Genomic DNA, 24,740 nt, shown 5'->3' on the forward strand with positions numbered 1-24,740 from the left:
CAGTGGGACTCCCCAAAGGGAGCGTGTGTCAGCTCACAGCCGCGCTCTGCGCCCGGGCCAGCGCGACGTCGAGGACGACCAGCAGCGCGTCCCGGACCGAGCCCGTCTTCCGGGCGTCGAAGACAACCAGCGGCACGTGCTCGGAGACGTCCAGCGCCCACCGCACCTCGTCGAGGTCGTGCTGCACCTCCCCGTCGAAGGCGTTGACGGCGACGGCGAAGGGGATGTCCTTGTGCTCGAAGTAGTCCACCGCCGCGTAGCAGTCGTCCAGGCGGCGGGTGTCCACGATCACCAGGCCGCCGAGGGCGCCCTCGACCACGTCGTCCCACATGAAGCCGAACCGGTCCTGGCCCGGTGTGCCGAACAGATACAGCTTCAGCGTCGGGTCGATGGTGATGCAGCCGAAGTCCATCGCGACCGTGGTGGTGGTCTTGCCCGGGGTGTGCGTGAGATCGTCCACGCCCGCCGCGACCTCAGTGATCGCGGCCTCGGTGGTCAGCGGGCGGATCTCGGAGATCGCGCCCACGGCCGTGGTCTTGCCGACCCCGAAGCCGCCGGCGATGACCAGCTTGACCGGCAGCGGCGGCTGGCCGGCCGACGGCTGTTCAGCTGCTGTCGCGGAGTGTGCCCCGGGAGTCGGGGACGGCACGGAGACCATCGATAACCCTTCGCAGTACGGAGATGTCCTGGGTCGCCTTGGCGTTGGGCACATGGACCGCCAGATGCCCGGCGGTGCACAGGTCCCCCGCCAGCACCCGGACCACGTTGAGGTGCAGTCGCAGCAGGGCGGCGAGCTCGGCCACCGACTGCGGGCGCCGGCAGGCGGCGACGAGGTCGTGGTGTTCGAAGGTGAGCGAGCCCAGGGCGGAGAGCCCGGTCGGGGTCGCCACGACCTGGGACTCGACCGGGAGCGACGGCGCGGCGCCGCTCCCCGACACCCGGCCGGCGGTCAGCAGGAACGGCCGGATCGCGGAGGCGCGGCCGCCCGGCTCCGGCGCGTCCCAGGCGCTGCCCGCGCCGCCTGCTGCCTCGTGCGGTACTGCTTCACCGGCGGCCATCACGATCCCCTTCTGAATGCCTGTGCCCTGTGCCCCGAAGTGGTGGGACGGGTCAGCCGGCCGGGGTGGCGCCGGCGCTCTTCTTCAGCTCCAGCACCAGCTGGGGAGTGAGCGCGGCTCCGGCCCGGTTGGCGAACAGGGCCATCTCATAGGCGATATTGCCCAGCTTCGCCTCCTTCGAGGCCACGACGCCGAGCACGGCCCCGCTGCCGATGGCCGACACCAGCACATGGCCGCCCTCCAGGTCGATGATGACCTTGTTGAGGCCGCCGAGGCCGTAGTTGCCGGAGGCGCCCGCGGCGAGGCTGGTGATACCGGACACGATCGCGGCGAGCCGCTCCGAGTCGGCCTGCTCGCGCAGTTGGGAGACGGCGATCAGCAGGCCGTCGGAGGACACCGCGATGGCGTCCACCACTCCGGCGGTCTCGCTGGCGAACCGGTCAAGCAGCCAGGTGAAGTCGGCCGCGGCGGCGCGCAGATCGGTGGGTTCCGCCCGCTCCTCGGAACTGCCGTTATCTGTCGGCGTGGTCACTGCCGGACTCCTTCCGGGTTCTCTGTGATGGGGACGGTGCTGGTTCCGTCGGGGCGGCGGCGCTGTCCTTCTGGGCCCTGCGCACCGCGGCCTCGAACTCGTCGAGTTCGCTGCGGACCGCCTCGGCGTCCACGGGCCGGCGCGCGGCCGGGACGCCCCGGTCGGCCGGCGGGGTGGTCGTGGCCAGGGTCGCGCCCCGTACCCGCCTTCGCAGCGGGCGGGGGGACGGTGCGTCGCCGCCGGATGTCCTGGTGGTGGGGGTGTCGGTGGCGGGGGCGTCGGCGGCAGGCCGTTCCGTCCCCTTGCGGTTCGGGACGCGCCGGGGCAGCCCGCCCGGCTGCGCGGGGCCGGTGGCGGGGGTCCGCACGGGCAGCGGCGTGGGCGCGGCGGATTCCCTCTCGGGCTTGGTCAGGGGGTCGGGCCTGGCCGGGAGTTCCCATACGGTTCCGGTCGTGGCGGTGTCCGCGGCCGCGTCCGTACCCGCCTCCGCCGCCAGGTCCAGCGGGCTCACGGACAGCATCAGCACCGCCGGGATCCAGACGGAGCCGGTGACCCCGCCCCCGGGCGTACGGCTCAGGGTGACCCGGATGCCCCAGCGCCGGGCGAGGCTGCCGACCACGAAGAGGCCGAGCACCTTGCTCGGTACGAGGTCGAGCCGTTCGCGGCGGACGAGCCGGGTGTTCTCCTCGTCGAGGCGTTCCGCGCTCATCCCCAGGCCGTGGTCGATGACCTCGATCAGCGCCCCGCCGTCCGAGCTGACGTCGCTGCCGGGCCGGACGACCACCTCGACGGGCGTGTGGGAGGGCGAGAAGGAGACCGCGTTCTCCAGCAGTTCGGCGAGCATCAGCGTCAGGTCGGCGATGATGTCGGGGGCGACGGTGATCTCCGTCTCGGACCGCAGGCTCACCCGCTGGAACCCCTCGATCCGGCCGAGGCCCGCCCGGATGACGTTGGCCAGGGTGGTCGGCCGGGCCTCCACATCGGTCTCCCGGATGCCGGCGAGCAGCATCAGGCTGTCGGCGTTGCGCTGGAGGCGTACGGCGATGTGGTCGATGCGGTAGAGCCGTTCCAGGACCTCGGGATCGGTCTCCTCGCGTTCCACGGCGTCGATCAGCATGAGCTGGCGCGAGGTCAGGTTGGAGACGCGGCGCCCGACGTTGCCGAACATCTCGGCGACGTTGCGGCGGCTGAGCACCTGCCGCTCCAGCAGCGCCGCGGCGGTGACCTGCACCTCGTTGAAGGCCTCGGCCAGGTCGCCGATCTCGTCGCGGACCGGGACCGGGATCGGGCGCGGGCTCAGCGGGGTGCGCTCGGCCGACTCGTCGTCGTCCTCGACCCGGGCGAGTTCCTGGCCCGCCACGTCGACCACCTGGTGCGCGGCGCCGGTCAGGGCCGCCAGGGGGCGTACGACCGAGCGGCGGACCAGGACGGAGAACGCCAGCCAGACGGCGAAGCCGAGCAGGGCGAGCGCGATCATCGCCAGCGCCTTGTGCAGGGCGCTCTTGGAGAGGCTGTCGGCCCGGTCGGCGATCTGCCGGATGAGCGACTGGGTGATGTCGAGGCGGGCCTCGGCCTGCCGGGTTCCGGCGGCCATCGCCTTGCGCAGCTGCTGCGGCGTCTGGCCCTGCAAGGAGCTCGGGTCGATCTGCAGCTCCGCGAACTGGTCGGAGATGCCGTTCTGCTCGGCCGCGCGCTCGATACCGCTGAGGGCCAGGACCTGGGACCGGGTGGCGATCCTGCTGAACCGTTCCGCTTGGTAGTCGTAGACCGCGTGGGCGCTGACCGCGTGGCTGTACTCGGTGAGGGCGTTGGCGTCCTGGGTCTGTGCGGAGAACACCCCGCTCTCGAAGGCGGCGTGGGCGGCGTCGGCGCGCAGCACCGCGTCGAGCAGTTTGATGATCGAGGACGACGAGGTGCCGGAGGAGGTGTCGAGGCCGATGCCGTCGATCAGGTACTCGACGGCGGACGCGTACGCGGGGCTGATGCCGGCGGCCGAGACCGAGCCGCGTTCGACCTTGTCGCGCAGTACGGCAAGGCCCCGGACGTATTCGAGCGCCTGCGCCTCCTCCTTGGGCACGCCCTGCTCGGAGAAGGCCGAACGCACGGCGGAGGCCTGGTCGTCGGTCTTGCGCTGCGCCTTGCGGTAGGCGTTGGTCGAGGGCAGGGCGGTGCCGGGCCGGAGCGCGTCGTGCTGCACGGACAGCAGCAGCGCCTGGCGGTGTTCGGACTGGAGGTCGTTGATCAGCTCCGCGACCCGCTCGCTGTCGCGCACCACGTCGGCGGTCCGGGACGCGTCCTGGGCCTGGCCCACCTCGCTGGTGACGCCGACGGCCAGCAGCACGCCGACGACCGCGACGGGCACGATCACCAGGACGTTGAGTTTCCGCCGGAACGGCCATCGGTCGAGGAAGGCCCCGGCCCTCCGGCGGGGCCGCGGCGTCAGCGGCGCGCTGGCGGACGAGTCGGGATCGGGACTGGGTTCGGACGTGGGTCCGAGCGACGGGTCCGCCGTGTCCACAGACACCCCGGGCCTCCTTCCATGTGCTTCTGAGCGGTGACCGAGGCGTTGTTGGTACCGACCGCCGACGACCGGGGGAGCATGACGCTCTCACACCTCGCCCGCGCGCGACGGCTCACGCCCGCGTGCGAGCGATGAAATCGCGCCACAGTCCGACCGGCGGTGAACACTACCGTTTGCACGCAAGCACGCAAGGCATAGGCCATTAAGACCAGGAAACATGTGCTTTCTGCGGCATTTGCCCATCGAAGAAGCGGCCTTGGAGACGCTTTGAGCGGCCATCGCCGGACACCTCGCCGCCCGAAAGGACCATTGCCCTTACCCTGTTTCTCCCCCACTCGCCCGTACCCGTAGCCATAGCCGTAGCCACCTCTTGCCCCGCGAGGAGACCCGTGCACCCCACCCGCAAGGCGGTCGTGACCGCCGCCGCGCTCCTGGCCGTGGCCACCGCCGCCGGCTGTGATCCGGATTCGGACACCGACGTGTCCGGTTCGGGCTCCGCCAAGCCCGGCTGTCCCACCGTGCTCGCCAAGGCCAAGCGGGCCGTCGAGAAGGCCGAGGACGTGGACGCCCCCTGGACCGGCCCCACCAGCGGGCCCAAGGCCGCGCGGGGCAAGACCATCGTCTACATAGCCCACACCCTGGCCAACCCCGGCCCCGCCGGAGTCGCCCAGGGCGTCGAGGAGGCCGCCAAGGTGGTCGGCTGGCGCGCCCGGATCCTCAACGGCAAGGGCACCAACGCCGGGGTCAAGGCGGCCTTCAAGGAGGCCTTGGCCGCCAAGCCGGACGGCATCGTCATCAGCGGCTTCGGCCCCGAAGCCGTCCCCGAGGAGATCCGGCGGGCGGATGCGGCCGGTATCCCGGTGATCGGCTGGCACGCCACCGTCAACCCCGGCCCCAGCAAGGACCCGAAGCTCTTCAGCAATGTGACGTCCAGGGTCGAGGACGTCGCGAAGATCAGCGCCGACTGGATCATCGCCCGGTCCAACGGCCACGCGGGCGTGGTGGTGTTCACCGACACCACGTCCGACTTCCCCAGGAACAAGTCCGAGCTGATCAAGAAGGAGCTGGCCACCTGCTCCGGCGTCAAGCTGCTGGAGTACAAGAACATCCCCATCCCCGAGGCCAACAGCCGCTCCATCAAGGAGGTCTCCTCCCTGCTCAAGCGCTTCGGGGACGAGTGGACCTACTCCGTGGCCATCAACGACCTGTACTTCCGCCACGCCGCCCCCGCCCTGCGCGCCGCGGGCAAGGACGGCGACGGCGCCCCGTACAACATCGGCGCCGGTGACGGCGACCCGTCGGCGTTCGAGCGCGTCAACGGCAAGGACTTCCAGGCCGCGACCGTGCCCGAGCCGCTTTCCGAGCAGGGCTGGCAGATCGTCGACGAGTTCAACCGCGCCTTCGCCGGGGAGCCGGCCAGCGGTTACGTCGCGCCCGTCCACATCACCACCGCCGCCAACAGCGGTGGCGCGCTGTCCTGGGACTCGGAGGGCTACCGCCAGGCGTACCGCAAGATCTGGGACCGCTGACCAGGGTGGCCACGTGACCGGGTGACCAGGTGACCAACCTCGCTAGCGCGGACGGTGGCGCTCCGCCGGGGCCGCGCCGGACAGGTACGCCCCGGCCGGGCGCGGCCCCGCGGGATCACTGGGGGGTGGCGCCGTATCCCGCCATGGGCGGGGCGAAGGACGTGACCGTGGGGGCGAGTTGTACGCCCGGGGCGAGGCCCAGGGCGACGAGGGCGTCGGGCAGGCCGCGGCCGGTGCGGGCCGCGTCCCAGGAGCCGGGGAGGGCCAGCGGGCGGCAGCCTGCGGCGATGATCTGGAACAGGCGCTGGACGCGGCCGGGTCCGCGGGGCGGCAACTGGCCGCGGAAGTCCTCGTGGTGGGCGAGGACGAGGGCGGCGAGACCGGCGACATGGGCCGAGGCCGGGCCGGTGCCGTCCAGCGCCGCGTAGCCGCCGCGCGGCGAGCAGGACAGCACCGCCACACCGGGCGCGACCGCGTCGACCTCGGGGCCGTACGCGCTGAACCGCGCGGCGAACAGGCCCTCCGGGGTCAGGGGCGGGCCCGCGTGGGTGGCCTGGGAGGTGTCGGGCGGGTACGAGCCGAAGGCGCCCAGCGCGCCGACGGTGAACACGGTGGGCAGCGACCCGGGGAAGGCGACCGGCCCGCCCGAGTCGCCCGCCGGGGCGACGCAGGCGACGCCCGCGGCGTGGGCGTCGGCGAGCTTGCGGGCGACCAGTTCGGAGGAGTACGGGGTGGCCACCGCGATGTGGGCGATGTCGACCTCGGCCTCGATGCAGTGGTCGAGCGCGGCGATCAGATCGCTGAAGCGGCCGCCGGGCAGCACCCGGCAGGCCTCGATGCGGGCGTCGACCGCGATGCCGATGACGCCGGGGCCCGTGTCGGCCGCGGCGATCACGCCCGCCGCGTGGGTGCCGGTCCCGGTGACGTCGTGCGCCCAGCCCTGTTCCGTACCGCCGACCAGGTCCGCCCCGGAGCGCACCCGGTCCTTCAGATCGGGGTGGTCGGCGGCGACGCCCGAGCCGATGACCGCGACCTTCACGCCGAAGCCGCGGAACGTGGGCGGCAGCCGGTCGAGGCGCATGGCCTGCTGCCCCCAGCCGTACTGCTGCCGCTCCTCGAGCCCCGGGTACACCTTGGCCAGCGGGGTGAGGGTGACCAGGTTCTCCTGGGTCGCCGACAGGTCCGGGTGGTGGATCCAGCGGTCCACGTAGCCGCCGGCAGGGCGTACGTACAGGGCCTGGGCCAACTGCGCGGTGTCGGTGGCCAGGACCAGCGTCACCGTCCCGTCGGCGCGCGTGATGCCCTGGACCGGCCAGGACGCCCCGATGAGGAACACCCCGGCCCCGGCCAGCGGCTCCTCGTCCGGGCCGCAGACCCGCAGCGAGATCTCCACGGGTGTGTCCAGGGGGGCGACCAGACCCGGGTCGGCCAGCGGCATCATCCCCGCCACCTGCCCGGTGGCCGCGCCCGCGCCCGCCCCGGTCAGCGGCAGGTCCGGCTCCACGTGGACATGTGCCGACCGCAGCGACGGCACCTGCTCCTGGGCCGCCTCGACCACCGCGATCTCCGGGCAGGAGGCGGGCTGCCCCGCCGGGTCCGGCTTCTTCGAGGGCCGGAGCCGGCGGACCACCGTGACCTCCGGCATGCTGCTTAGCCGTTCGCACACCGCGTCCATGTCCAGCGCGGCCACTCCGGGCGGGAGCAGATGCGGGGGCAGCGGGGCCACCAGGTACCGCTCGCGGCGCGGCCGCACCGCGAGGGGGCGCCGCGCGCCCTTCTTGCGCACCCCCTCCTCCCGGCCCGCGCCCGCGCGGCCGGGCTCGCCCGCGCCCGCGGATGCGCCGTCCCTGTCGTTCTCGGGCCTGTTCTTGAGCATCACGTCCACCTTCACCACGCCAACGTCGTCCTTACGCTTGTGCTCCGGCGACCGGGGGCCGCGCTCCCACGGTGATGCGGTGTGCTCGGGAACCGTTCCGGGCACACCGCACCGCGTCGACCCAGGCGTCAGCCGATGCCGAACGGCTGCTGGTACTGCTGGAACGGCTGCTGGCCGAACTGCTGCATGCCCATGCCGGGCTGGCCCATGCCCTGTTGGCCGAACCCCTGCTGGCCCATGCCCTGCTGGCCCATGCCCTGCTGGCCCATGCCCTGCTGGCCCTGCTGCTGGATCAGGGTCGCGATGGCGACCGGCAGCGCCTGCTGTACGGCCTGCTCCACCGCCTGCCGGACCCCGTTGTGCAGCGAGTAGTGCAGCGCCATGGCCAGGTACGGGTGCGCCTGCTGCCCCAGGCCCTGCTGGTTGATCTGCTGGAGCTGCTGGACGGTGTGCTGCAGGCGCTGCGCGATCTGCTGACCCGCCTGCTGGCAAGCCTGCTGGATCGCCTGCTGCACGACCTGGGTGATTTGCTGCTGGCCCATCTGGGGCTGGGTCTGCTGCATGGGTTGGGCGCCAGTCATCACCGACATGGATCCTCCATAGGACGACATCGACGAGGAAGGACACAAGGGCAACACGCCCTACATGCCCTATTTGTTACATTTACGCTAAGTCGGTGTCAGGATCGCGCGCAATCGGAGACCGGCCGTCAGCGTTCCAACGCCCCCAGCACCGCACGCACCTGGGCCAGCGGATCCTCGCCCACCGGACGCAGCACGACCGTCTCCGCGCCCGCCTCCCACAGGTCCCGGACCCGTTCGGCGGCACCGGCGGCGTCGCCCGCCGCGAGGAACACCTCGTCGCGCGGGACACCGAGCCATTCGGAGTACTCGTCCCGCACGGGAGCGGTGTCCGTCGCCACCCGCTCGGGGTCGTCGGCCACGCGCAGATGGGTGAAGACGATCAACTCGTGCGAGTGGCCGGCGCCGGCGGCGGCGCGCCCCTTCGCGATGTGGCCGAGCGCGGCGGCGATCGCGGCCGGGCCCTGCCCCTCGGCCATGACCGTGCCGTCGGCGGCGCGGCCGGACAGCTCCAGGGAGCGGGGGCGCACGACACCCGAGACGACCGGCGGGGCCTCGGCGGGCGGGTGGACGAGCGTCACGCCGTCGATGTGCACGGCCCGGCCGTCGAGGGTGGCCGTCTCGCCGCGCAGCAGGGTGCGCACCACCGTGATCGTCTCTTCGAGCAGGGCCAGCGGGGTCGGGGACGCGGCGCCGACCTGGGCCATCCACTCCGGCACCCCGTGCCCGACGCCCGCGACGAGCCGGCCCGGGAACAGCCGGGCCACCGTGGCCAGCTCCATGGCGAGCAGCGCCGGGTTGCGCAGCGGGGCCGGGGAGATCCCGATGCCGACGCGCAGCCGCTCGGTGGCCGCCAGCGCGAGCGTCGCCGAGCCGATGGCCCCGGCCCAGCCCAGGTCCTCGACGACCCACAGGTCGTCGGCTCCGTACTCCTCCACCGCCCGCGCGTACGCGGAGAGTTCCTCGGGCTTGCCGTCCCGGTCGAACATCACGCCGATGCGGCGGCGCGGCGAAGGCTCGTTGATCACCGGGTCGTTGGTCACCAGGTCATTGGTCATCGGGCCAATGTAGGCGGCGGGGGCGGAGCGGGGGAATGTGATCCGCGCCCGCCTCGGGCGCGCCCCGCCCCGCTACCGTGGCCGCATGGAGGGGACCGAAGGGACCGACTGGGCCGAGCGCGTGCGCACGCTGCGCCAGTGGTCGCAGAACGGGGAGCGCGCGCCGCACAAGCCGCTGCTCATGCTGTACGCGCTGGCGCGGTTCCAGCGGGACGCGGGCCAGGCGCTGCGGTTCACCGAGGTCGAGGCGGATCTCAAGCGGCTGTTGGAGGAGTACGGGCCCAGGCGCCGCACCAACGCCGCCTACCCGTTCCACCACCTGGTGAGCGACGGGGTGTGGGAGGTGCGGACCGACGCGGGCGGGGGCAGCCCGGGCACGGCGCTGGGCGCCCTGCGCACGAGCGGGGCGGCCGGGCGGCTCGCCCCCGGCCTGCGGGACGCGCTGACCGCCGACCCCTCCCTGCTCGGCCGTCTCGCCCAGCTCCTCCTCGACCAGCACTTCGCGCCCTCCCTCCACCCCGACCTGGCCGACGCCGTCGGGCTCGACCTGACCGCCGCCGACGGAGCGCGCGGCACCCGCCGGATACGCCACGGGGCCGCCGAGATGCGGGAGCGGGTGCTGGCGGCGTACGAGAGCCGCTGCGCGTTCTGCGGCTACGACGGGGCGATCGGCGGCGCGGGCGGCGGGGCGGGCGGCCCTGTGCCGGTGGGCCTGGAGGCCGCGCACGTACGGTGGTGGGCCTTCGCGGGACCGGACGACCTCTCCAACGGGCTGTGTCTGTGCTCCCTCCACCACAAGCTGTTCGACAAGGGCGTGCTGGGCCTCGACGGCAGCCGGCGCATCCTGGTGTCCCGGCACTTCACCGGCCGCAGCGAGGCCGCCCACGCGTATGTGCTGCGGCTGGGCGGACGGCCGGTGCTCGGGCCGCGGCCGGGCAGCGCACGGATCGCCGGGGAGCACATCGACTGGCACACGGCGCAGGTCTTCCGCGGCGAACCGCGCGTACCCGCCGGGGGGTGAGGGTTTACGACACGGGGGCCGCCGGGGCCGCTGCCCCCGCGCGGCCCTCCGGGTCCCCCGCGTAGCCCTCCGGGTCGGCGGCGCGCAGCTTCCTGGCCCGCTCGGTGGGGTCGTAGCCGGGCCCGACCCCCTCGACCAGGATCAGGTCGCCCTCGATGTGGTCCGTGCGCAGCCGCAGGATCTCCTGATAGGCGGGCGACTCGTACCAGGCGCGGGCCTCCGCCCGGCCGGGGAACTCGATCAGGACCACGCTCCCCGGCCAGGAGCCCTCCACCACCTCCAGCTCCGCGGTGTGGATGACGAAGCGTCCGCCGTAGGGGTCGAGCGTCGCCTGGATCCGCTCCAGGTACTCGATGATGTCGGGGTGCGGGCTGCGGCTGCGCAGATGGGCGAGTCCGAAGGCGCGGGGCATGGCTCCTCCACGGGGCGGGCGGGTCGGTCGGTCGGGGGTGCGCCCGGGTGCCCGTCCAGGCTGTCGCGGGCGTGGCGCGGCGTCGATTACCTGAGAGGTAAGAGTCCTGGGAGGTACGGTCCTGGGAGGGAAGGGTCCTGGGAGGGAAGGGCCCGCGTCTCCGGATCCGCCCGCCTGGGATCATGCACACGTGTTCACGGTCACCGGCGAGTTCGAGATCCATCTGACGGTCGACCCCGTCGGGGGCAGGGCGGACGCCCCCTCCCCGTACCGCTCGCTGGAGCGGTACGCGGCGGGGCGCGGCTGGAAGTTCGTGCACATCGTCCTCGACCGCGGCCAGGTGCCCTCCCAGCCGATGCTGACCCTGCGCGCCGACGGCGCGCTGCCGACGGCCCGTTCCGCCGCCGAGGCGGCCGCGGCCGGGCTGGCCGGCGCGGGGTTCCCCGTCGTACGGACGAAGATCGAGGCGGCGCCGTGGGCGGCGGGGGTGCCCGCGTCCGACGAGGACGGCCGGGCGCTCGGCCCCCGCTACTACTTCGAGCACCACGTCAAGCTGCTGCTGGACACCCCCGGGGCGGCGCCCGCCCTCGCCGGGCTCGCCGCCGCCCACGCCGCCCATCTGTCCCGCAACGCCCGCCGGGTGCGCCCCGACGGGCGCGCCGAGCGCTTCCTCACCCAGCGCTGCCGCCTGGTCGGCCGCGACACGGCGGGCCGCCGGCTGGAGGCGCTGACGGCCGCGCTGCGGGCGGGCGGCGGGGGCGGCCCGGAAATCCTCTCGGTGGAGCGGGAGTTCGTCGTGTATGACAGCGACGAGAGCCTGGACGCGGGCTGGATGGCCGAGGAGGAGGCAGCGCGATGACAGAGTCGACACCATCGGCATCGTCGGAGTCATCTGGGGTGTCGAAGCCATCTGACGGGTCCGGGTCACCTGGCGCTTCGGGGTCACCTGACGCGTCGGGGTCACCTGACGCTTCGGAATCGACGGCATCGGCATGGACGGCGTTCGGCTACGGCCCGTGGCCGGAGGACGGCACCATCCCCCAGGAGGAGCTGGACGCGGCGACCGCCGCGCGCATGCGGCTGCCCACGTCGCTGCGGCCCGTCCTCGGCGAAGGCGTCCTGCAGCGCCCGGTGTTCGACCCGTCGATGGCCCACCACGCGCGGGCGATGCGGGCCGGCGAGCCGCAGTTCGAGGACGCGGAGTCCGGCCGCCGCTGGTACGCCGCCCGCCGCCGCGCCACCGACCTCGTCCTGGCCGCCGTCGCGGACTCGCCGTGGGCCGAGCATCTGGTGCTGCGCGGCAGCGTGCTGCTCAGGGCCTGGTACGGGGAGGCGGCGCGCGAGCCCGGGGACCTGGACTTCGTCGTGGTGCCCGACTCCTGGCAGCTGGAGGACGAGCGTACGGACCGGATGATCGACGGCATCGCGCGCGCCGCCGACCTCCGCTCCCGGCGCGCGGGCGGCCCGGTCCGCGTCAACTCCCGGGGCGCGGTCAGCGACCAGATATGGACGTACGACCGTGTCCCCGGGCGGCGCCTGGTGATCCCGTGGACCCCCGGCGAGGACGGGGTGCCGTCCGGCACGGTCCAGCTCGACTTCGTCTTCAACGAGCCGCTGCCCGCGCCCTCCGCCCCCACCACCATCCCCCGCTACGCCGGCCCGGGCGCTCCCGAGGAGAGCACCGAGCCCCCGATCCGGCTCAACGCGGCCACACCCGAGCTCTCCCTCGCCTGGAAGATCCTGTGGCTGGTCACGGATATGCACCCCGAGGGCAAGGACCTGTACGACGCCGTTCTGCTGGCCGAGTCCACCGAGCTGGGCTTCGAGCTGCTGCGCCATGTGTTCCAGGGCGTCGAGGGCGGCTACTACGAGCGGAATCCGGTGCTCCTGGAGTGGATCGGGAGCGTCGAGGCGGACTGGTTCGAGTTCCAGAAGGACCATCCGCAGATCAAGGGCCTCCACGGCGCATACGTCCGCCGCCTCCTCAAAGCCCTCGCCCCCACCTTCGCCGCCCTCGACGACGGCAGCGGTGAGTCCGCCGAATACCTGGAGCGGGCGGCCTGGCTGGCCCAGTGGACGCGGGACTGCCGGAAGGTGCTGGCGGACTCCGGCATGGACGCCCTCCAGGAGCACCTGGTCGAGCGGTATGTGCACGCGAAGAACGCCATCGTGATCACCCGCGAGCTGCTCGGCCGCGCCGACTGCGAGATCGTGGACGCGGCCGAGATCGTGTACGCCTTCCGGTCGTTCAGCCGCAAGGCGCACCACCTGAGCCAGGTCCTCGGCGACCCCGTCGAGGCGTCACGGCAGCTCACGGGCGAGCGGTGAGGTTGTGGTGAGTATGAGACAGCGACACGCCGACGCCACGGCGTGTCGCTGTCTCATACTCACCACAAACGGAAGGCCTTGCGCCTACGCCCCCAGGATCGTGGTCAGGAACTCCCCCGTCCACGCCAGCAGCTCCCGCCCCACCAGCGGCTTCCCGCCGATGCGAGCCGTCGTGGGCCGGGGCACCAGCACCTGCTTGGTGGCGGGCTTGACCACCGACCGCGGGTAGAGCCGCCCCAGCCGCAGCTCCTGCGACTCGCGCAGCTCGACCGGCCCGAAGCGGATGTTGGCGCCCTGGAGGGTGATGTCGGCGACGCCGCAGGCCCGCGCCAGCAGCCGCAGCCCCGCGACCAGCAGCAGGTTCTCCGTCGGCTCGGGCAGCTTGCCGTAGCGGTCGGTCAGCTCCTCGCGGACGTGGCGGATGTCCTCCTCGTTCGCCGCGGCGGCGATGGCCCGGTAGGCCTGGAGCCGCAGCCGCTCCCCCGGCGCGTAGTCGTGCGGGACATGCGCGTCCACCGGGAGCTCGATCTTGACCTCCAGCGGGGCCTCCTCCGGCTCCCCGCCCGCCTCCAGCGAGGCGCGGTAGTCGGCGACCGCCTCGCCCACCATCCGTACGTACAGGTCGAAGCCGACGCCCGCGATATGGCCGGACTGCTCGCCGCCGAGGAGATTGCCCGCGCCGCGGATCTCCAGGTCCTTCATCGCCACATACATGCCCGCGCCCATCTCGGTGTGCTGGGCGATGGTGGCCAGCCGCTCATGGGCGGTCTCGGTCAGGGGCTTCTCGGGCGGGTAGAGGAAGTACGCGTAGCCGCGCTCGCGCCCGCGCCCGACGCGGCCGCGCAGCTGGTGCAGCTGGGAGAGGCCGAAGTTGTCGCCACGCTCGACGATCAGCGTGTTGGCGTTGGAGATGTCGATGCCGGACTCGACGATCGTCGTCGAGACGAGCACATCGAACTTCTTCTCCCAGAAGTCGACGACGACCTGCTCCAGCACGCTCTCCGACATCTGGCCGTGGGCGGTGGCGATCCGCGCCTCGGGGACGATCTCGCGCAGCCGCGCCGCCGCCCGGTCGATGGACTCGACCCGGTTGTGGATGTAGAAGACCTGGCCCTCGCGCAGCAGCTCGCGCCGGATGGCCGCGCCGATCTGCTTCTCCTCGTACGGGCCGACGAAGGTGAGCACCGGATGGCGCTCCTCCGGCGGGGTGGTGATCGTGGACATCTCGCGGATGCCGGTCACCGCCATCTCCAGGGTGCGCGGGATCGGGGTGGCGGACATGGTCAGCACGTCCACATTCGCCCGGAGCTTCTTCAGCTGCTCCTTGTGCTCGACGCCGAAGCGCTGCTCCTCGTCCACGATGACCAGGCCCAGGTCCTTGAACCTGGTCTCGGAGGAGAAGAGGCGGTGGGTGCCGATGACGACGTCGACCGAGCCCTCCCGCAGCCCCTCGAGGACCGCTTTCGCCTCGGTGTCCGTCTGGAAGCGGGACAGCGCCTTGACGACCACCGGGAACTGGCCGTACCGCTCGCTGAAGGTGCCGAAGTGCTGCTGCACCAGCAGCGTGGTCGGCACCAGCACGGCGACCTGCTTGCCGTCCTGGACCGCCTTGAAGGCCGCCCGCACCGCGATCTCGGTCTTGCCGTAGCCGACGTCGCCGCAGATCAGCCGGTCCATCGGAACCGACTTCTCCATGTCCTCCTTGACCTCGCCGATGGTGGTCAGCTGGTCGGGGGTCTCCGCGTACGGGAAGGCGTCCTCCAGCTCGCGCTGCCAGGGGGTGTCCGCGCCGAAGGCGTGGCCGGGCGCGGCCATACGGGCCGAGTAGAGCTTGATCAGGTCGGCCGCGATCTCCTTGACGGCCTTCTTGGCGCGCGCCTTGGTCTTGGTCCAGTCGGCGCCGCCGAGCCGGTGCAGGCTCGGGGCCTCGCCGCCCACGTACTTGGTGATCTGCTCCAGCTGGTCCGTCGGCACGAACAGCCGGTCGCCGGGCTGGCCGCGCTTGGCAGGCGCGTACTCGACGACCAGGTACTCGCGGGTGGCGCCCTGGACGGTGCGCTGCACCATCTCGACGTAGCGGCCGACGCCGTGCTGCTCATGGACGATGAAGTCGCCCGCCTGGAGGGTCAGCGGGTCGATGGTCTTGCGCCGCCGGGCCGGCATCCGGGCGCCGTCCTTGCCCGCCGCCTTCTGCCCGGACAGATCGGTCTCGGTCAGCACGGCCAGCTTGAGGCCGGGGTCCACGAAGCCGTACTCGATCGAGCCGCAGGCCACCTGCACCACGGACGGCTTGATCTCGGTGAGGTCCCCGTCCAGCCGCGCCGCGATCCCCTCGCCGCCCAGCACCTCGACCGTACGGGAGGCCGGGCCGTGGGCCTCGGTCACGTACACCGTGTGCCAGCCGTCGGCCAGCCACCCCTTGGTGTCGGCGAGCGCGCGGGCGGTGTCGCCCCGGTAGGTCTCGGGGGCGCGCATGCCCAGCTTCAGGGTGTCTTCCTCGATGTCCTCGTCGGTCGCCGCGAACGGGCTCACCGACCACCACATCATGCCCAGCTCGCGCGCCCGGTCACGGACGTCGGCGATGCTCCACAGCGAGGCCGCGCCCACGTCGATCGGCGCCTCGCCACCGCCCGCGGTGGCGGCCCAGGACGCCTGCAGAAACTCCTGGCTCGTCGCCACCAGGTCCGCGGCCCTGGTCCGCACCCGCTCCGGGTCGCAGACCACGGCCATGCTGCCGGCGGGCAGCACGTCCAGCAGCAGCTCCATGTCGTCGACGAGCACGGGAGCCAGCGACTCCATGCCCTCGACCGCGATCCCCTCGGCGATCTTGCCCAGCAGCTCGCCCAGCTCCGGGTGTTCCTCGGCGAGCGCCGCGGCCCGCGCCCGCACCTCCTCGGTCAGCAGCAGCTCACGGCAGGGCGGGGCCCACAGCCCGTGGTCGGCGACCTCCAGGGATCTCTGGTCGGCGACCTTGAAATAGCGGATCTCCTCGACGTCGTCGCCCCAGAACTCGATCCGGAGCGGATGCTCCTCGGTCGGCGGGAAGACGTCCAGAATCCCGCCGCGCACCGCGAACTCGCCGCGCTTCTCGACCAGCTCCACCCGCGAGTACGCGGCGGCCGCCAGCCCGCCCGTGATCTCCTCCAGATCGGCGCTCTGCCCCGACCGCAGGCTCACGGGCTCCAGGTCCCCGAGCCCCTTGACCTGCGGCTGGAGCACCGACCGCACCGGGGCGACCACCACCGACACGGGGCCCGCCGCCGGGTCGTCGGCGCTCGGGTGCGCCAGCCGCCGCAGCACGGCCAGCCGCCGGCCGACCGTGTCCGACCGCGGCGACAGCCGCTCATGCGGCAGCGTCTCCCACGACGGGTACTCCACCACCCCGTCCGGCGGCAGCAGCGACCGCAGCGCGGCGGCCAGATCCTCGGCCTCCCGCCCCGTGGCCGTCACCGCCAGCACCGGCCGCCCGGCGGAGCGCGCCAGCGCGGCGACGGCGAAGGGGCGGGCGGCGGGCGGGCCGACCAGGTCGACATGGTGCCGCCCGCCGTTCGCGGCGGCCTGAACCGCCTCGGCGAGCGCGGGGTCCCGTACGACGGCGTCGAGCAGACCGGTAAGGCTCATAAGGGGCTATTCCATCCCGGAGGCGGACAACGCGAATGGCCCGACACACGCGCGGGCCGGGGGGTCTTCCAGAGTACGGCCACCCGCCGACAACGTCCGCCGGGTCCGCCGTACGCCGGGGCGGCGCCCCCGCCCCGGCGACCGTGCGCGCACACGCGACCCCCTGGGGCCACGGGCGGCCCGGCGGAACCCCGACCGCCGTGCCGCGCCCCGGCCCCGGCCCCGGCCGCGGCCGCGGCCGCGGCCCCACGATGCCGCCTTACGCGATGCCGCCTTGCGCGATCCCGGCTCATCCGCCCGCCGGCTCGCCCCCACCGCCGAACATCGCCGCCGCCTCCCGCCCCTTCGCCTGGTTCTCGGCGACATACGGCCGCAGCTCCGCCTCGTACGCGGCGAACGCGGCCGCGTAGTCACCGCCACCGCCCACCCGGGCCAGCTGCCGGGCCAGCGCATGCGCGCCGACCAGCGCCTGCGAGGTGCCCATGCCGCTGGTCGGCGCGGCGCAGTACCCGGCGTCGCCGAGGAGCGCGACCCGGCCGCGCGACCAGCGGTCGAGGTGGACCTGGCAGGTCGAGGCGAAATAGAAGTCCTCGGCGCCGGCCATCGCCTCCAGCAGCCGGGGCGCCTCCCAGCCGCGCCCGGCGAACGCCGCCCGCACCGCCCGCTCCTGCTCGTCCCGGCCACGCCGGTCCAGCGCGGGTGAGTCGGTGGCGAAGGAGAGGCTGACGGTGAGCCGGTCCCGATCGCCCGAGCTGAACAGGTAGATCGTCGTGTCCCCCGCCTGCTGCAGCAGTCCGCTGCGGTCGAGGCCGAGGTAGTTGTCGGTGGTGAACCCGACACCCGACATGCCCAGGTGGCGCACCACCTCGCCGTGCGGGCCGAAGGCCAGCCGCCGCACCTTCGAGTACACCCCGTCCGCCCCGAAGACCAGGTCGAACTCGCGGGCCGCGGCGCGCTCGAACTCGACCGCGACACCGGACTCGTGCTCGGTCAGCGCGGTGATCGAGTCGTCGAAGACGTACTCGACGTCCTTCGCGGTGATCTCGTGCAGAATCCGGGTCAGCTCCCGCTTCGGCACTTCGAGCTCCCCGGCGAACGCCTCCGCGGGCAACTGCCCGACCTCGGCGCCCGTCTCGTCCACCAGGCCGGTGCCGCGCATCCTCGTGTCGTGCGCGCGGACCTCGTCGAGGATGCCCAGCTCCTCCAGCGCGTCGAACGCCGCGCCACGGAAGTCCACGGCGTACCCGCTGTCCCGGAGGGCCGGCGCGCGCTCGACCACGGTCACCTCGTATCCGTCGCGGTGCAGCAAGTGAGCAAGGGCGGGTCCGGCCACGCTCGCCCCCGAGATCAGAACCTTCGTCTTCACCATGGGCAGGACCGTACCCACGGCTTGACCAAATGGTCAAACCGCTTGGATGAACCAAGTGGATGAACCGTATGGATGAACCATTCGGTCAAGGACTCGGGTACGCTTGCGCGCCATGGGAAACCGAGAGGATCTGCTGGCCGGAGCCAAGAAGTGCCTGATCGAACGCGGCTGGGCGCACACCACCGTCCGGGACATCGCCGCGGCGGCCGGCGTCAGCCACGCCGCGATCGGCTACCACTTCGGCTCCAGGGACGCGCTGCTCACCCAGGCACTCGTGGCAGCGGTGGACGAGCTCGGCGAAGAGCTCGCCCGTCACACCCCGACGGACAAGCCGGAGCAGCGCTGGGATGCGCTGATCGACAGCTTCACCACCCACCGCGCGCTGTGGGTGGCCCAGCTCGAAGCCGTCGTCCAGGCCGAACGCTCGGCAGAGGTACGTGAACACCTCGCCGAGGGGCAGCGCCAGGGACGGGAGGGCCTCGGCGGCTCCGTACCGCTCGCGCTGCTGACCGGACTGATGCTGCAGTGGCTGGTGGACCCGGAGCACGCGCCCTCCGGCCCGGACGTGATCGCCGAACTCCGCGCCCTCGCCGCCAAGCTCTGACGGCATCGGTTGATGCCTGCGGGGAGGCGACGGCCCGGCATCTCCTACTTCCCGTGCGTCAGATGAGAACGCCAGGCGACCAGCACCATCAAAGCGGCGGTCACGCCTCCGAACGTCATGACCGTCGAAGGGGAAGACCGGTCGACAATGACGCCTCCCACCAATGCCCCGAAGGAAATCGTGGCCTGGAAGGACGCCGTGAACATCACGGATGACGCCTCCAGGGCGTGGGGCGCCGCCTTGGCGAACCACGTCTGGGAGCAGACCGGGACGGCACCGTAGGCCATTCCCCAGATCACCAGGAGGGCGATCGCGCCCGCTCGCCCTTGACCGAGTACCGGCAGCAGCAGGGTCGCGGTGGAAATCATCGCCGCCGCGACCGCGAAGGTGGCGCGCGGAAAGCGGGCCGCGCGGGATCCGCCCAGGAAGTTGCCGATGATTCCCGCGGCTCCGTAAATGAACAGGGAAACGGTGATCAGGCCGGGACTCGCCCCGGTGACCTGCTCCAGGAACGGGCTGATGTAGGTGTACGCCCCGAAGTGCGCGAGCACGATGAGAAAGGTCACGGCCAGCGCGAAGCGGGTGTTGACGCTGCGGAGCATGCCGCCGAGCACGGCCAGACGGGTGGCCTGCTCGGGTGGGAGCGGAGGAAGCACCACGAGCAGCGCGATGAAGACGGCGACGGCCAGAACTCCCATGACCACAAATGCCATCCGCCAGCTGGTGGCGTCTCCGATGAAGGTCCCCAGGGGAACGCCGAGCACCGACCCCAGGGGCACCGATGAGAAAATGACCGCTGTCGCCCGTCCCACCGAGCCGGCCGGCACGAGCCGGCTCGCCAGACCGGCTCCTATGGACCAGAAGCCGCCGATGGTGATCCCCACCAGCACCCGGGACACGAGAACGAGCCAGTAGCCGGCGGCCGCCGCGGCGAGGAAGTTGGCCATCGCCAGCAGGAGAATGAAGGCACACAGCATCAGCCGACGGTCGATTCGCGCTGTGGCCGCGGTGACCAGAGGGGCGGACAGCGCGGCCAGGAACCCGGGCATGGTCATCATCAGCCCGGCCATTCCGTCCGAGACGGTAAAGCTCGAGCCGATGGATGTCAGCAGGCCGATGGGCAGGATCTCCGTGGTGACGATGGAGAAGATCCCCAACATCACCGAGACCACCGCCAGCCATGAAGTCAGAGGGGACCGACTCGCTGATTCGGTGGTTCCGGGGGAGGCCGCGGTAGCTGGGGGCATGAGTTTCCGCTCTTTGTCGGGCGTTCCTTGAGCTGTACGGCCATCAGCTCAGCAAGAGCGCCGACGAAGTACTGGCGGGATTACGACACCAACGGCGGCCCAGAGGATGATGTCGCTTTCTCACCGACGGCCGGGGGCGTTCGCGGTCGGTCCCGCCCCCGGCGGCACCGCCGACCGGACCGGCTCACGCCGCTCGGCGGATCTCCTTGATCTTGAGCATGCGCGTGATGACCTTGTCCAGCTCATCGTCCTGGAAGACCTTCTTCCAGTCGTCGCGCACGATCGACTCACGCCCGTAGTCCATCGCGATCAGGCACGCGTCGGAGAACGGGTTGTCGCCCTTGAGCGTGTTGGCGAGGGCGACCTGTGTGTGGCCCAGCAGCATCGCGCGGGCGGCGGACTCCGGCACGCCCACCGTGTGGACGGTCTCGTGCAGCGCCTCCGTCAGCAGGGCGCCGACCATGCAGGCGATGGTCTCGACGAGGGTGGGCTCGAGCACCGCCAGCTGCTTGACGGTGACCCAGTGGACGTCCACGACCGGCGCGTACATGGTGCGGATGACGGTCTCGGTCAGCTCGCGGGCCGCCGTGTCCTCGGACTCGAAGGCGGCGACGACTTCCTGGGGCGCGGCGATGCCGCCGAAGGTGTCGGCCCACTCCTCCTTGGTGGTGCGCTCCAGGAAGACCGAGGGGTGGCAGGGGTGCGCGCAGGCGTTGGAGACGTCGTCGCGGCGGGCGAGCAGACCCGCGTAGGCGGCGGCCGGGTCGAGGGTGAGGACGACCGAGCCCGGCTTCATGAGGGGCACCAGGGACTCGGAGACGGCGCCGAGGACGCGGTCGGGGACGGCGAGGATGACGACGTCCGCCTGGGCCGCGGCCTTGGCGGAGTCGATGACCTCGCGGCCGAGCTCGGCCAGGATCTCCTGGCCCTTGGGGGAGTTCTCGCTGAACAGGACGCGGAAGTCGCTCTTCTCGAGGTTCGCCGAGACGCGCAGGCCCATCTTTCCGGCGGCGCCGACGACGGCGACGGTCTTGGGCTCGGTGGCTGCGGGGGTGGTCATCGGGCGCTCCTCATCAGGGTGTTCAAGGTGGTGACGCTGTGCTTGGTCCACGCGTCTTCGAGTCGGGCGGTCTCCTCGAAACCGCCCTGCCAGGGGAGCCAGTGCTCCACGATCTGGTGGACGCCCCGCTCCTCGGGGCGGACCGCGCCGACCAGGTGGCCGTAGTCGAGGAGGCCTTCGCCCAGCGGGCAGCCGGCGAAGGTGAAGCCGACCCAGCCGTCGCGGCGGGTGAAGGAGAAGTCCTTGACGTGGATGTTGACCACGTACGGGGCGGTGCGGTCGATGACGTCGGCGGGCCGCTCCAGGCGGGCCACGCTGTTGCCGGGGTCGAGGCAGACGCCGAGGTGCGGGCTGTCGACGCCGGTGACGACGGCCAGCAGGTCGTCGGTGGAGACCTGTTCGTATGTCTCGAGGCCCAGCGTCACCCCGCGCTCGGCGTACGCGGGCAGCGTCTCGCGCAGCAGGGCGACGGCCTCGTCCACGGTCGGCCGGTGGTCGTGGGTGTTGAGCATGGAGCGGACGAAGGTCGCGCCCAGCTTGTCCGCCAGGTCGAGGTAGCGGAGCAGATGCGGCGGGCGGACCCCGCGGGTGCCGAGCTCCAGTTGGATGCCGAGGTCCCGCGCGAGGGCGCGGAGGTCCGCCAGCTCGGCGTCGTCGAACGTCTCGATCAGCGGGTAGTCGCAGATCTGGAACACGCCGACGCCCAGGTCGCGGGTGCGGTGCAGCATGTCCGACAGGGTCAGCGGCTTGGGCGCCTTGCCGGAGATCTGCCAGAAGAAGGCGTAGGTGCCAAGGCCCAGGGCCATTACCTGCTCCCTCCCCCAGGCGTCCCGTGCAGGGCCATCGCCTCGTCCAGGATCTGTTCGAACGCCGCCGGGTCGTGGGCGAAACGGCCCAGGAAGAGCCCGCCGACCTCGGGGCCGAGCCGGGTGAGCAGGCCGGGGCCCGCGCTGCCGCCGTACACGACGCGGCTGCCGGCCAGCGGCTCGCGTCCGCCCAGCCAGGCGGACAGCGCGGCGCACACCGCGCGGATGTGCTCGGGCGAGGCCGGTTCGGGCGCGCCGATGGCCCATTGGGGTTCGTACGCCACGACGAGCGGGCCGAGGACTCCGGCCCGTTCGGCGTCCGCGAGGGCGGAGGAGACCTCGGCGACACAGCGGGCGGCGGCCCGCTCGGCGTCGGTGCGCTCTGGTTCGCCGACGCACAGGACGGGGGTGAGGCCGCCTCGCAGCGCGGCCGCGGTCTTCGCGGCCACGACCGCCTCGTCCTCGTGGAAGAGGCGGCGCCGCTCGGCGTGCCCCACCTCGGCGTAGCCGCAGCCGATCTCCTTGAGCTGGGCGCCGCTGACCTCGCCGGTGTACGCGCCGGCGTCATGGGCGCACAGGTCCTGGGCGCCGACCCGCACCCCGGTGCCGGCCAGCAGGCCGGAGGCCGGGACGAGGGTGGGGAAGGAGGGGAGGACGAACACCTCGGCCAGACCGCCGGTCACGGCCGGGTGCCGTTCGGCGACGGCCGCGATACGACGGCACCAGTTGAGCGTTTCGTGGTGGCCGAAGTACATCTTGAGGCTGACGCCGAGGGTGACGGAGCCGGAGGGCGAAACGGGGTGGGGCATCAGGCGGCCGTGCCCTCTTCGACCGTGCCCTCTTCATAGGCGCACATCAGCTCGACCTTGGCCGCCGAGGCCGAGGAGGTGTCGAAGCGGTAGGTGAGCCATTCGCGCACCAGGCGCCGGGCCAGCTCCAGGCCGACGACGCGCTGGCCGAAGGTGAGGACCTGGGCGTTGTTGCTGAGGACGGCGCGTTCGACGGAGAAGCTGTCGTGGGCCGTGACCGCCCGGATGCCCTTGACCTTGTTGGCGGCGATGGCCACGCCCAGGCCCGTGCCGCAGACCAGCAGCGCGCGGTCGGCCTTGCCGGCCGCGACCAGCTCGGCGGCGGCGATGGCGACCTTGGGGTAGGCGGTGTGGCCGTCGGCGTCCACGCCCACGTCCTGGACCGAGGCGACCAGCTCGCTGGCCTCCAGGTCCTTCTTCAGGACCTCCTTGTAGTCGTAACCGGCGTCGTCGGAGCCGACGACGATACGGAGCTTGTCGTTGATCTCAGCCATCTCAGCTATCTCAGCCTTCTCAGCTTTCTCGGTTTTCTTGGTTTTCTCGGTTTTCTCGGTGTCTCTTCGCAGCGAGTACGCCGTGCACGGCGCGGGCGATCAGGGCCAGGGACACCGCACCGGCGTCCGGGGTGCCCAGGGACTTCTCCGCGTGCGGGCGGGCGCGGCCCAGACGCGGGAGGAGTTCGGCGGTGGCCTTGGCGGCGGCCTCGGCGGCGGTGGCCGCGGCGTCCCAGGCCGCGGCGAGGGGCCGGCCCTCGGCCACGGCCTCGCCGAGCGCGCCGGCCAGCGGGACCAGCGCGTCGACCATCGTCTTGTCGCCGATCTCCGCCTTGCCGAGCCGCATGACGCCGTCGGCGGCTGCGGCCACACCGGTGGCGACGGCGGCCGCGTCGGGCCGGCCGGTGTCGCCGAGGGCGGTGCCGACCTGGCGCAGGATCACGCCCCACAGGGCGCCGGAGGTGCCGCCGGCCCGGTCGGCCCAGGCGTCGGCGGCGTGGCACAGCAGGGTGCCGGCGCCCGCGCCGAGGGCCAGGGCGCGGCGCCCCGCCTCGTACCCGGCCTCGGCGCCGCGCCGCATGCCGATGCCGTGGTCGCCGTCGCCGGCGACCGCGTCGATGCGGCCGAGCTCGTCGGCGTGCTCGTCGACGGTCCGTACGACGGCGGCCAGCGCGTCCAGCGCGGTGTGGGCCGCCGCGCGCGACTCCTCGCTCGCCTGGAGGATCACTTCTTCCTCGGCCCGCTCCTCGACGCGCTCTTCGGCGACCTCCGCGACCGGTCCCAGCGCCCCCTTGCGGTACGCGGGCGCGTCGGCCGGGGCCGTCCACAGCGGCTCCAGCTCCTCGGTCAGCCAGAAGAGGGTGAGCGAGACCCCGGCCATGTCGAAGCTGGTGACCAGCTCGCCGACCTCCGGGTCGACGGCCACCACGCCGGCCTCGTCCAGCAGCCGGGCCACCGTGCGGTAGACCACGAACAGCTCTTCGTACTTGACCGCGCCGAGCCCGTTGAGGATCACGCCCGCGCGCAGCCCGCGCGGGGTCTCCACCCCGTCCGGCAGTTCGGCCAGCAGCGTGGAGACCAGCAGCTCGGCCGCCTCGTCGGCGGTGGGCACCGCGGCCTCGGACAGGCCGGGCTCGCCGTGGATGCCCAGGCCCACCGCCATCCGGCCCTCGGGGACGGTGAACAGCGGGGCGTCGGCGCCGGGCAGGGTGCAGCCGGAGAAGGCGATGCCGAACGAGCGGGTGCGGGCGTTCGCCAGCCGCGCGAGGCGTACGACCTCGTCCAGGGGCAGGCCGGCCTCGGCCGCCGCGGCGGCGGTCTTGAACACCGCGAGGTCCCCGGCGACCCCGCGGCGCTTGGCCGGCTCCTCGGCGGGGGCGCTGGAGATGTCATCGGTGACGACGACCGTCCGGCAGTCGATGCCCTCGGCGTTCAGCCGCTCCTCTGCCTGGCCGAAGTGCAGCACGTCACCGGCGTAGTTGCCGTAGGTCAGCAGTACGCCGCCGCCGCTGTGCGCGGCCTTCGCCACCTGGTGGACCTGCTGGGCCGAGGGCGAGGCGAAGACGTTGCCGACCGCCGCGCCGTGGGCCAGGCCCCGGCCGACCAGGCCGGAGAAGGCCGGGTAGTGGCCGGAGCCGCCGCCGATGACGACCGCCACCTGGCCGGGGGCCGTGGGGGTGGCGCGGACGACACCGCCGGGGACGCGCCGCACCCATCTGCGGTGGGCGGCGACGAAGCCCTCCAGGGCCTCGTCCGCGAAGGCGGCGGGGGTGTTGAACAGTCGAGTCATGGCAGGCGGCCTCCGGGCCACGGGT

21 protein-coding genes are annotated in these 24,740 nt (G+C 72.6%); 5 read left to right on the plus strand and 16 right to left on the minus strand.

The window, feature by feature from the left end; translation table 11 throughout:
• Positions 1-28 precede the first annotated feature (28 nt).
• Genes ACFZDL_RS19795 through ACFZDL_RS19810 form a run of 4 tightly spaced genes read right to left on the minus strand, consistent with a single transcriptional unit; the run spans position 29 to position 4,108 of the window.
• Complete coding sequence (locus ACFZDL_RS19795; RefSeq protein ID WP_353587589.1) at positions 29-658, minus strand: ATP/GTP-binding protein; 630 nt, start codon at positions 656-658, stop codon at positions 29-31.
• Entirely contained in the window at positions 606-1,058 is a 453-nt protein-coding gene (locus ACFZDL_RS19800; protein ID WP_353587591.1) for a DUF742 domain-containing protein, read from the minus strand. Before ACFZDL_RS19800 ends, ACFZDL_RS19795 begins: the two co-directional genes overlap by 53 nt.
• Before the next feature lie 52 nt (positions 1,059-1,110).
• Positions 1,111-1,590 (minus strand): roadblock/LC7 domain-containing protein, encoded by a 480-nt coding sequence (locus ACFZDL_RS19805; protein WP_353587593.1) that lies wholly within the window; start codon positions 1,588-1,590, stop codon positions 1,111-1,113.
• Complete coding sequence (locus tag ACFZDL_RS19810; RefSeq protein WP_353588130.1) at positions 1,571-4,108, minus strand: ATP-binding protein; 2,538 nt, start codon at positions 4,106-4,108, stop codon at positions 1,571-1,573. The genes ACFZDL_RS19805 and ACFZDL_RS19810 overlap by 20 nt, the downstream gene beginning before the upstream one ends.
• Positions 4,109-4,500: 392 nt before the next feature.
• On the opposite strand from ACFZDL_RS19810, the gene ACFZDL_RS19815 reads away from it, so the two are divergent.
• On the plus strand, positions 4,501-5,640 hold the full coding sequence (locus ACFZDL_RS19815; protein ID WP_353587595.1) for a substrate-binding domain-containing protein: 1,140 nt from the start codon (positions 4,501-4,503) through the stop codon (positions 5,638-5,640).
• Positions 5,641-5,755: 115 nt separating this feature from the next.
• Here the strand turns inward: ACFZDL_RS19815 and ACFZDL_RS19820 are convergent, their stop codons facing one another.
• The 3 genes from ACFZDL_RS19820 to ACFZDL_RS19830 all read right to left on the minus strand — a co-directional run bounded on the left by ACFZDL_RS19820 (position 5,756) and on the right by ACFZDL_RS19830 (position 9,155).
• Entirely contained in the window at positions 5,756-7,534 is a 1,779-nt protein-coding gene (locus ACFZDL_RS19820; RefSeq protein ID WP_353587597.1) for a S8 family serine peptidase, read from the minus strand.
• 110 nt (positions 7,535-7,644) lie between these two features.
• Positions 7,645-8,097 carry a hypothetical protein gene (locus tag ACFZDL_RS19825; RefSeq protein WP_391191691.1) on the minus strand — a complete coding sequence of 151 codons (453 nt, stop codon included), beginning with the start codon at positions 8,095-8,097 and terminating at the stop codon, positions 7,645-7,647.
• A 128-nt stretch (positions 8,098-8,225) separates the two neighbouring features.
• Positions 8,226-9,155 (minus strand): LLM class flavin-dependent oxidoreductase, encoded by a 930-nt coding sequence (locus ACFZDL_RS19830; RefSeq protein ID WP_353587601.1) that lies wholly within the window; start codon positions 9,153-9,155, stop codon positions 8,226-8,228.
• A gap of 85 nt (positions 9,156-9,240) precedes the next feature.
• On the opposite strand from ACFZDL_RS19830, the gene ACFZDL_RS19835 reads away from it, so the two are divergent.
• Positions 9,241-10,176, plus strand: coding sequence for a phosphorothioated DNA-binding restriction endonuclease (locus tag ACFZDL_RS19835; RefSeq protein ID WP_353587603.1), 936 nt, complete (start codon positions 9,241-9,243; stop codon positions 10,174-10,176).
• Positions 10,177-10,180: 4 nt separating this feature from the next.
• Here ACFZDL_RS19835 and ACFZDL_RS19840 read toward each other — a convergent pair whose 3' ends face one another.
• The gene (locus ACFZDL_RS19840; protein WP_353587604.1) at positions 10,181-10,588 is read right to left on the minus strand and encodes a DUF1330 domain-containing protein; all 408 of its coding nucleotides are present in this window, start codon (positions 10,586-10,588) and stop codon (positions 10,181-10,183) included.
• A gap of 190 nt (positions 10,589-10,778) precedes the next feature.
• Here ACFZDL_RS19840 and ACFZDL_RS19845 point away from each other — a divergent pair, with 190 nt between their 5' ends.
• Together ACFZDL_RS19845 and ACFZDL_RS19850 are read left to right on the plus strand one after the other, a co-directional pair.
• Complete coding sequence (locus tag ACFZDL_RS19845; protein WP_353587606.1) at positions 10,779-11,447, plus strand: hypothetical protein; 669 nt, start codon at positions 10,779-10,781, stop codon at positions 11,445-11,447.
• Positions 11,448-11,662: 215 nt separating this feature from the next.
• Positions 11,663-12,916, plus strand: a complete 1,254-nt coding sequence (locus ACFZDL_RS19850) for a nucleotidyl transferase AbiEii/AbiGii toxin family protein (protein WP_353587608.1) — start codon at positions 11,663-11,665, stop codon at positions 12,914-12,916.
• 84 nt (positions 12,917-13,000) lie between these two features.
• Here ACFZDL_RS19850 and mfd read toward each other — a convergent pair whose 3' ends face one another.
• Positions 13,001-16,537, minus strand: a complete 3,537-nt coding sequence (mfd, locus tag ACFZDL_RS19855; RefSeq protein ID WP_353587610.1) for a transcription-repair coupling factor — start codon at positions 16,535-16,537, stop codon at positions 13,001-13,003.
• Between the two features lie 289 nt (positions 16,538-16,826).
• Entirely contained in the window at positions 16,827-17,906 is a 1,080-nt protein-coding gene (locus tag ACFZDL_RS19860; protein ID WP_353587612.1) for an FAD-dependent monooxygenase, read from the minus strand.
• 112 nt (positions 17,907-18,018) lie between these two features.
• Here ACFZDL_RS19860 and ACFZDL_RS19865 point away from each other — a divergent pair, with 112 nt between their 5' ends.
• A complete protein-coding gene (locus tag ACFZDL_RS19865) occupies positions 18,019-18,510 on the plus strand; it encodes a TetR family transcriptional regulator (protein ID WP_353587614.1) in 492 nt (163 codons plus the stop codon).
• Between the two features lie 44 nt (positions 18,511-18,554).
• Here ACFZDL_RS19865 and ACFZDL_RS19870 read toward each other — a convergent pair whose 3' ends face one another.
• From ACFZDL_RS19870 to ACFZDL_RS19895, 6 genes are all read right to left on the minus strand, one after another.
• Positions 18,555-19,757 carry an MFS transporter gene (locus tag ACFZDL_RS19870; protein WP_391191696.1) on the minus strand — a complete coding sequence of 401 codons (1,203 nt, stop codon included), beginning with the start codon at positions 19,755-19,757 and terminating at the stop codon, positions 18,555-18,557.
• 184 nt (positions 19,758-19,941) lie between these two features.
• The gene (locus ACFZDL_RS19875) at positions 19,942-20,817 is read right to left on the minus strand and encodes a phosphogluconate dehydrogenase C-terminal domain-containing protein (RefSeq protein ID WP_353587615.1); all 876 of its coding nucleotides are present in this window, start codon (positions 20,815-20,817) and stop codon (positions 19,942-19,944) included.
• Positions 20,814-21,623 (minus strand): sugar phosphate isomerase/epimerase family protein, encoded by an 810-nt coding sequence (locus tag ACFZDL_RS19880; protein ID WP_353587617.1) that lies wholly within the window; start codon positions 21,621-21,623, stop codon positions 20,814-20,816. Before ACFZDL_RS19880 ends, ACFZDL_RS19875 begins: the two co-directional genes overlap by 4 nt.
• Positions 21,623-22,432 carry a triose-phosphate isomerase family protein gene (locus ACFZDL_RS19885; protein ID WP_353587619.1) on the minus strand — a complete coding sequence of 270 codons (810 nt, stop codon included), beginning with the start codon at positions 22,430-22,432 and terminating at the stop codon, positions 21,623-21,625. Before ACFZDL_RS19885 ends, ACFZDL_RS19880 begins: the two co-directional genes overlap by 1 nt.
• Positions 22,432-22,917, minus strand: coding sequence for a ribose-5-phosphate isomerase (locus ACFZDL_RS19890; RefSeq protein ID WP_353588134.1), 486 nt, complete (start codon positions 22,915-22,917; stop codon positions 22,432-22,434). Before ACFZDL_RS19890 ends, ACFZDL_RS19885 begins: the two co-directional genes overlap by 1 nt.
• Before the next feature lie 28 nt (positions 22,918-22,945).
• Positions 22,946-24,715, minus strand: a complete 1,770-nt coding sequence (locus ACFZDL_RS19895; RefSeq protein WP_353587620.1) for a dihydroxyacetone kinase family protein — start codon at positions 24,713-24,715, stop codon at positions 22,946-22,948.
• Positions 24,716-24,740: the final 25 nt, after the last annotated feature.

Origin of the sequence: Streptomyces sp. NPDC007917, from assembly GCF_042959105.1 — a bacterium.
In the GTDB taxonomy this organism is placed as follows: Bacteria; Actinomycetota; Actinomycetes; order Streptomycetales; family Streptomycetaceae; genus Streptomyces.

Coding starts and splice junctions, on each gene's coding strand:
- ACFZDL_RS19840 (WP_353587604.1), bottom strand. CDS start 10,588: ATGCCCCGCGCCTTCGGACTCGCCCATCTGCGCAGCCGCAGCCCGCAC.
- ACFZDL_RS19850 (WP_353587608.1), top strand. CDS start 11,663: ATGCGGCTGCCCACGTCGCTGCGGCCCGTCCTCGGCGAAGGCGTCCTG.
- ACFZDL_RS19800 (WP_353587591.1), bottom strand. CDS start 1,058: ATGGCCGCCGGTGAAGCAGTACCGCACGAGGCAGCAGGCGGCGCGGGC.
- ACFZDL_RS19865 (WP_353587614.1), top strand. CDS start 18,019: ATGGGAAACCGAGAGGATCTGCTGGCCGGAGCCAAGAAGTGCCTGATC.
- ACFZDL_RS19895 (WP_353587620.1), bottom strand. CDS start 24,715: ATGACTCGACTGTTCAACACCCCCGCCGCCTTCGCGGACGAGGCCCTG.
- ACFZDL_RS19825 (WP_391191691.1), bottom strand. CDS start 8,097: ATGACTGGCGCCCAACCCATGCAGCAGACCCAGCCCCAGATGGGCCAG.
- ACFZDL_RS19835 (WP_353587603.1), top strand. CDS start 9,241: ATGGAGGGGACCGAAGGGACCGACTGGGCCGAGCGCGTGCGCACGCTG.
- ACFZDL_RS19885 (WP_353587619.1), bottom strand. CDS start 22,432: ATGCCCCACCCCGTTTCGCCCTCCGGCTCCGTCACCCTCGGCGTCAGC.
- ACFZDL_RS19860 (WP_353587612.1), bottom strand. CDS start 17,906: ATGGTGAAGACGAAGGTTCTGATCTCGGGGGCGAGCGTGGCCGGACCC.
- ACFZDL_RS19795 (WP_353587589.1), bottom strand. CDS start 658: ATGGTCTCCGTGCCGTCCCCGACTCCCGGGGCACACTCCGCGACAGCA.
- ACFZDL_RS19830 (WP_353587601.1), bottom strand. CDS start 9,155: ATGACCAATGACCTGGTGACCAACGACCCGGTGATCAACGAGCCTTCG.
- ACFZDL_RS19870 (WP_391191696.1), bottom strand. CDS start 19,757: ATGCCCCCAGCTACCGCGGCCTCCCCCGGAACCACCGAATCAGCGAGT.
- ACFZDL_RS19875 (WP_353587615.1), bottom strand. CDS start 20,817: ATGACCACCCCCGCAGCCACCGAGCCCAAGACCGTCGCCGTCGTCGGC.
- mfd (WP_353587610.1), bottom strand. CDS start 16,537: ATGAGCCTTACCGGTCTGCTCGACGCCGTCGTACGGGACCCCGCGCTC.
- ACFZDL_RS19880 (WP_353587617.1), bottom strand. CDS start 21,623: ATGGCCCTGGGCCTTGGCACCTACGCCTTCTTCTGGCAGATCTCCGGC.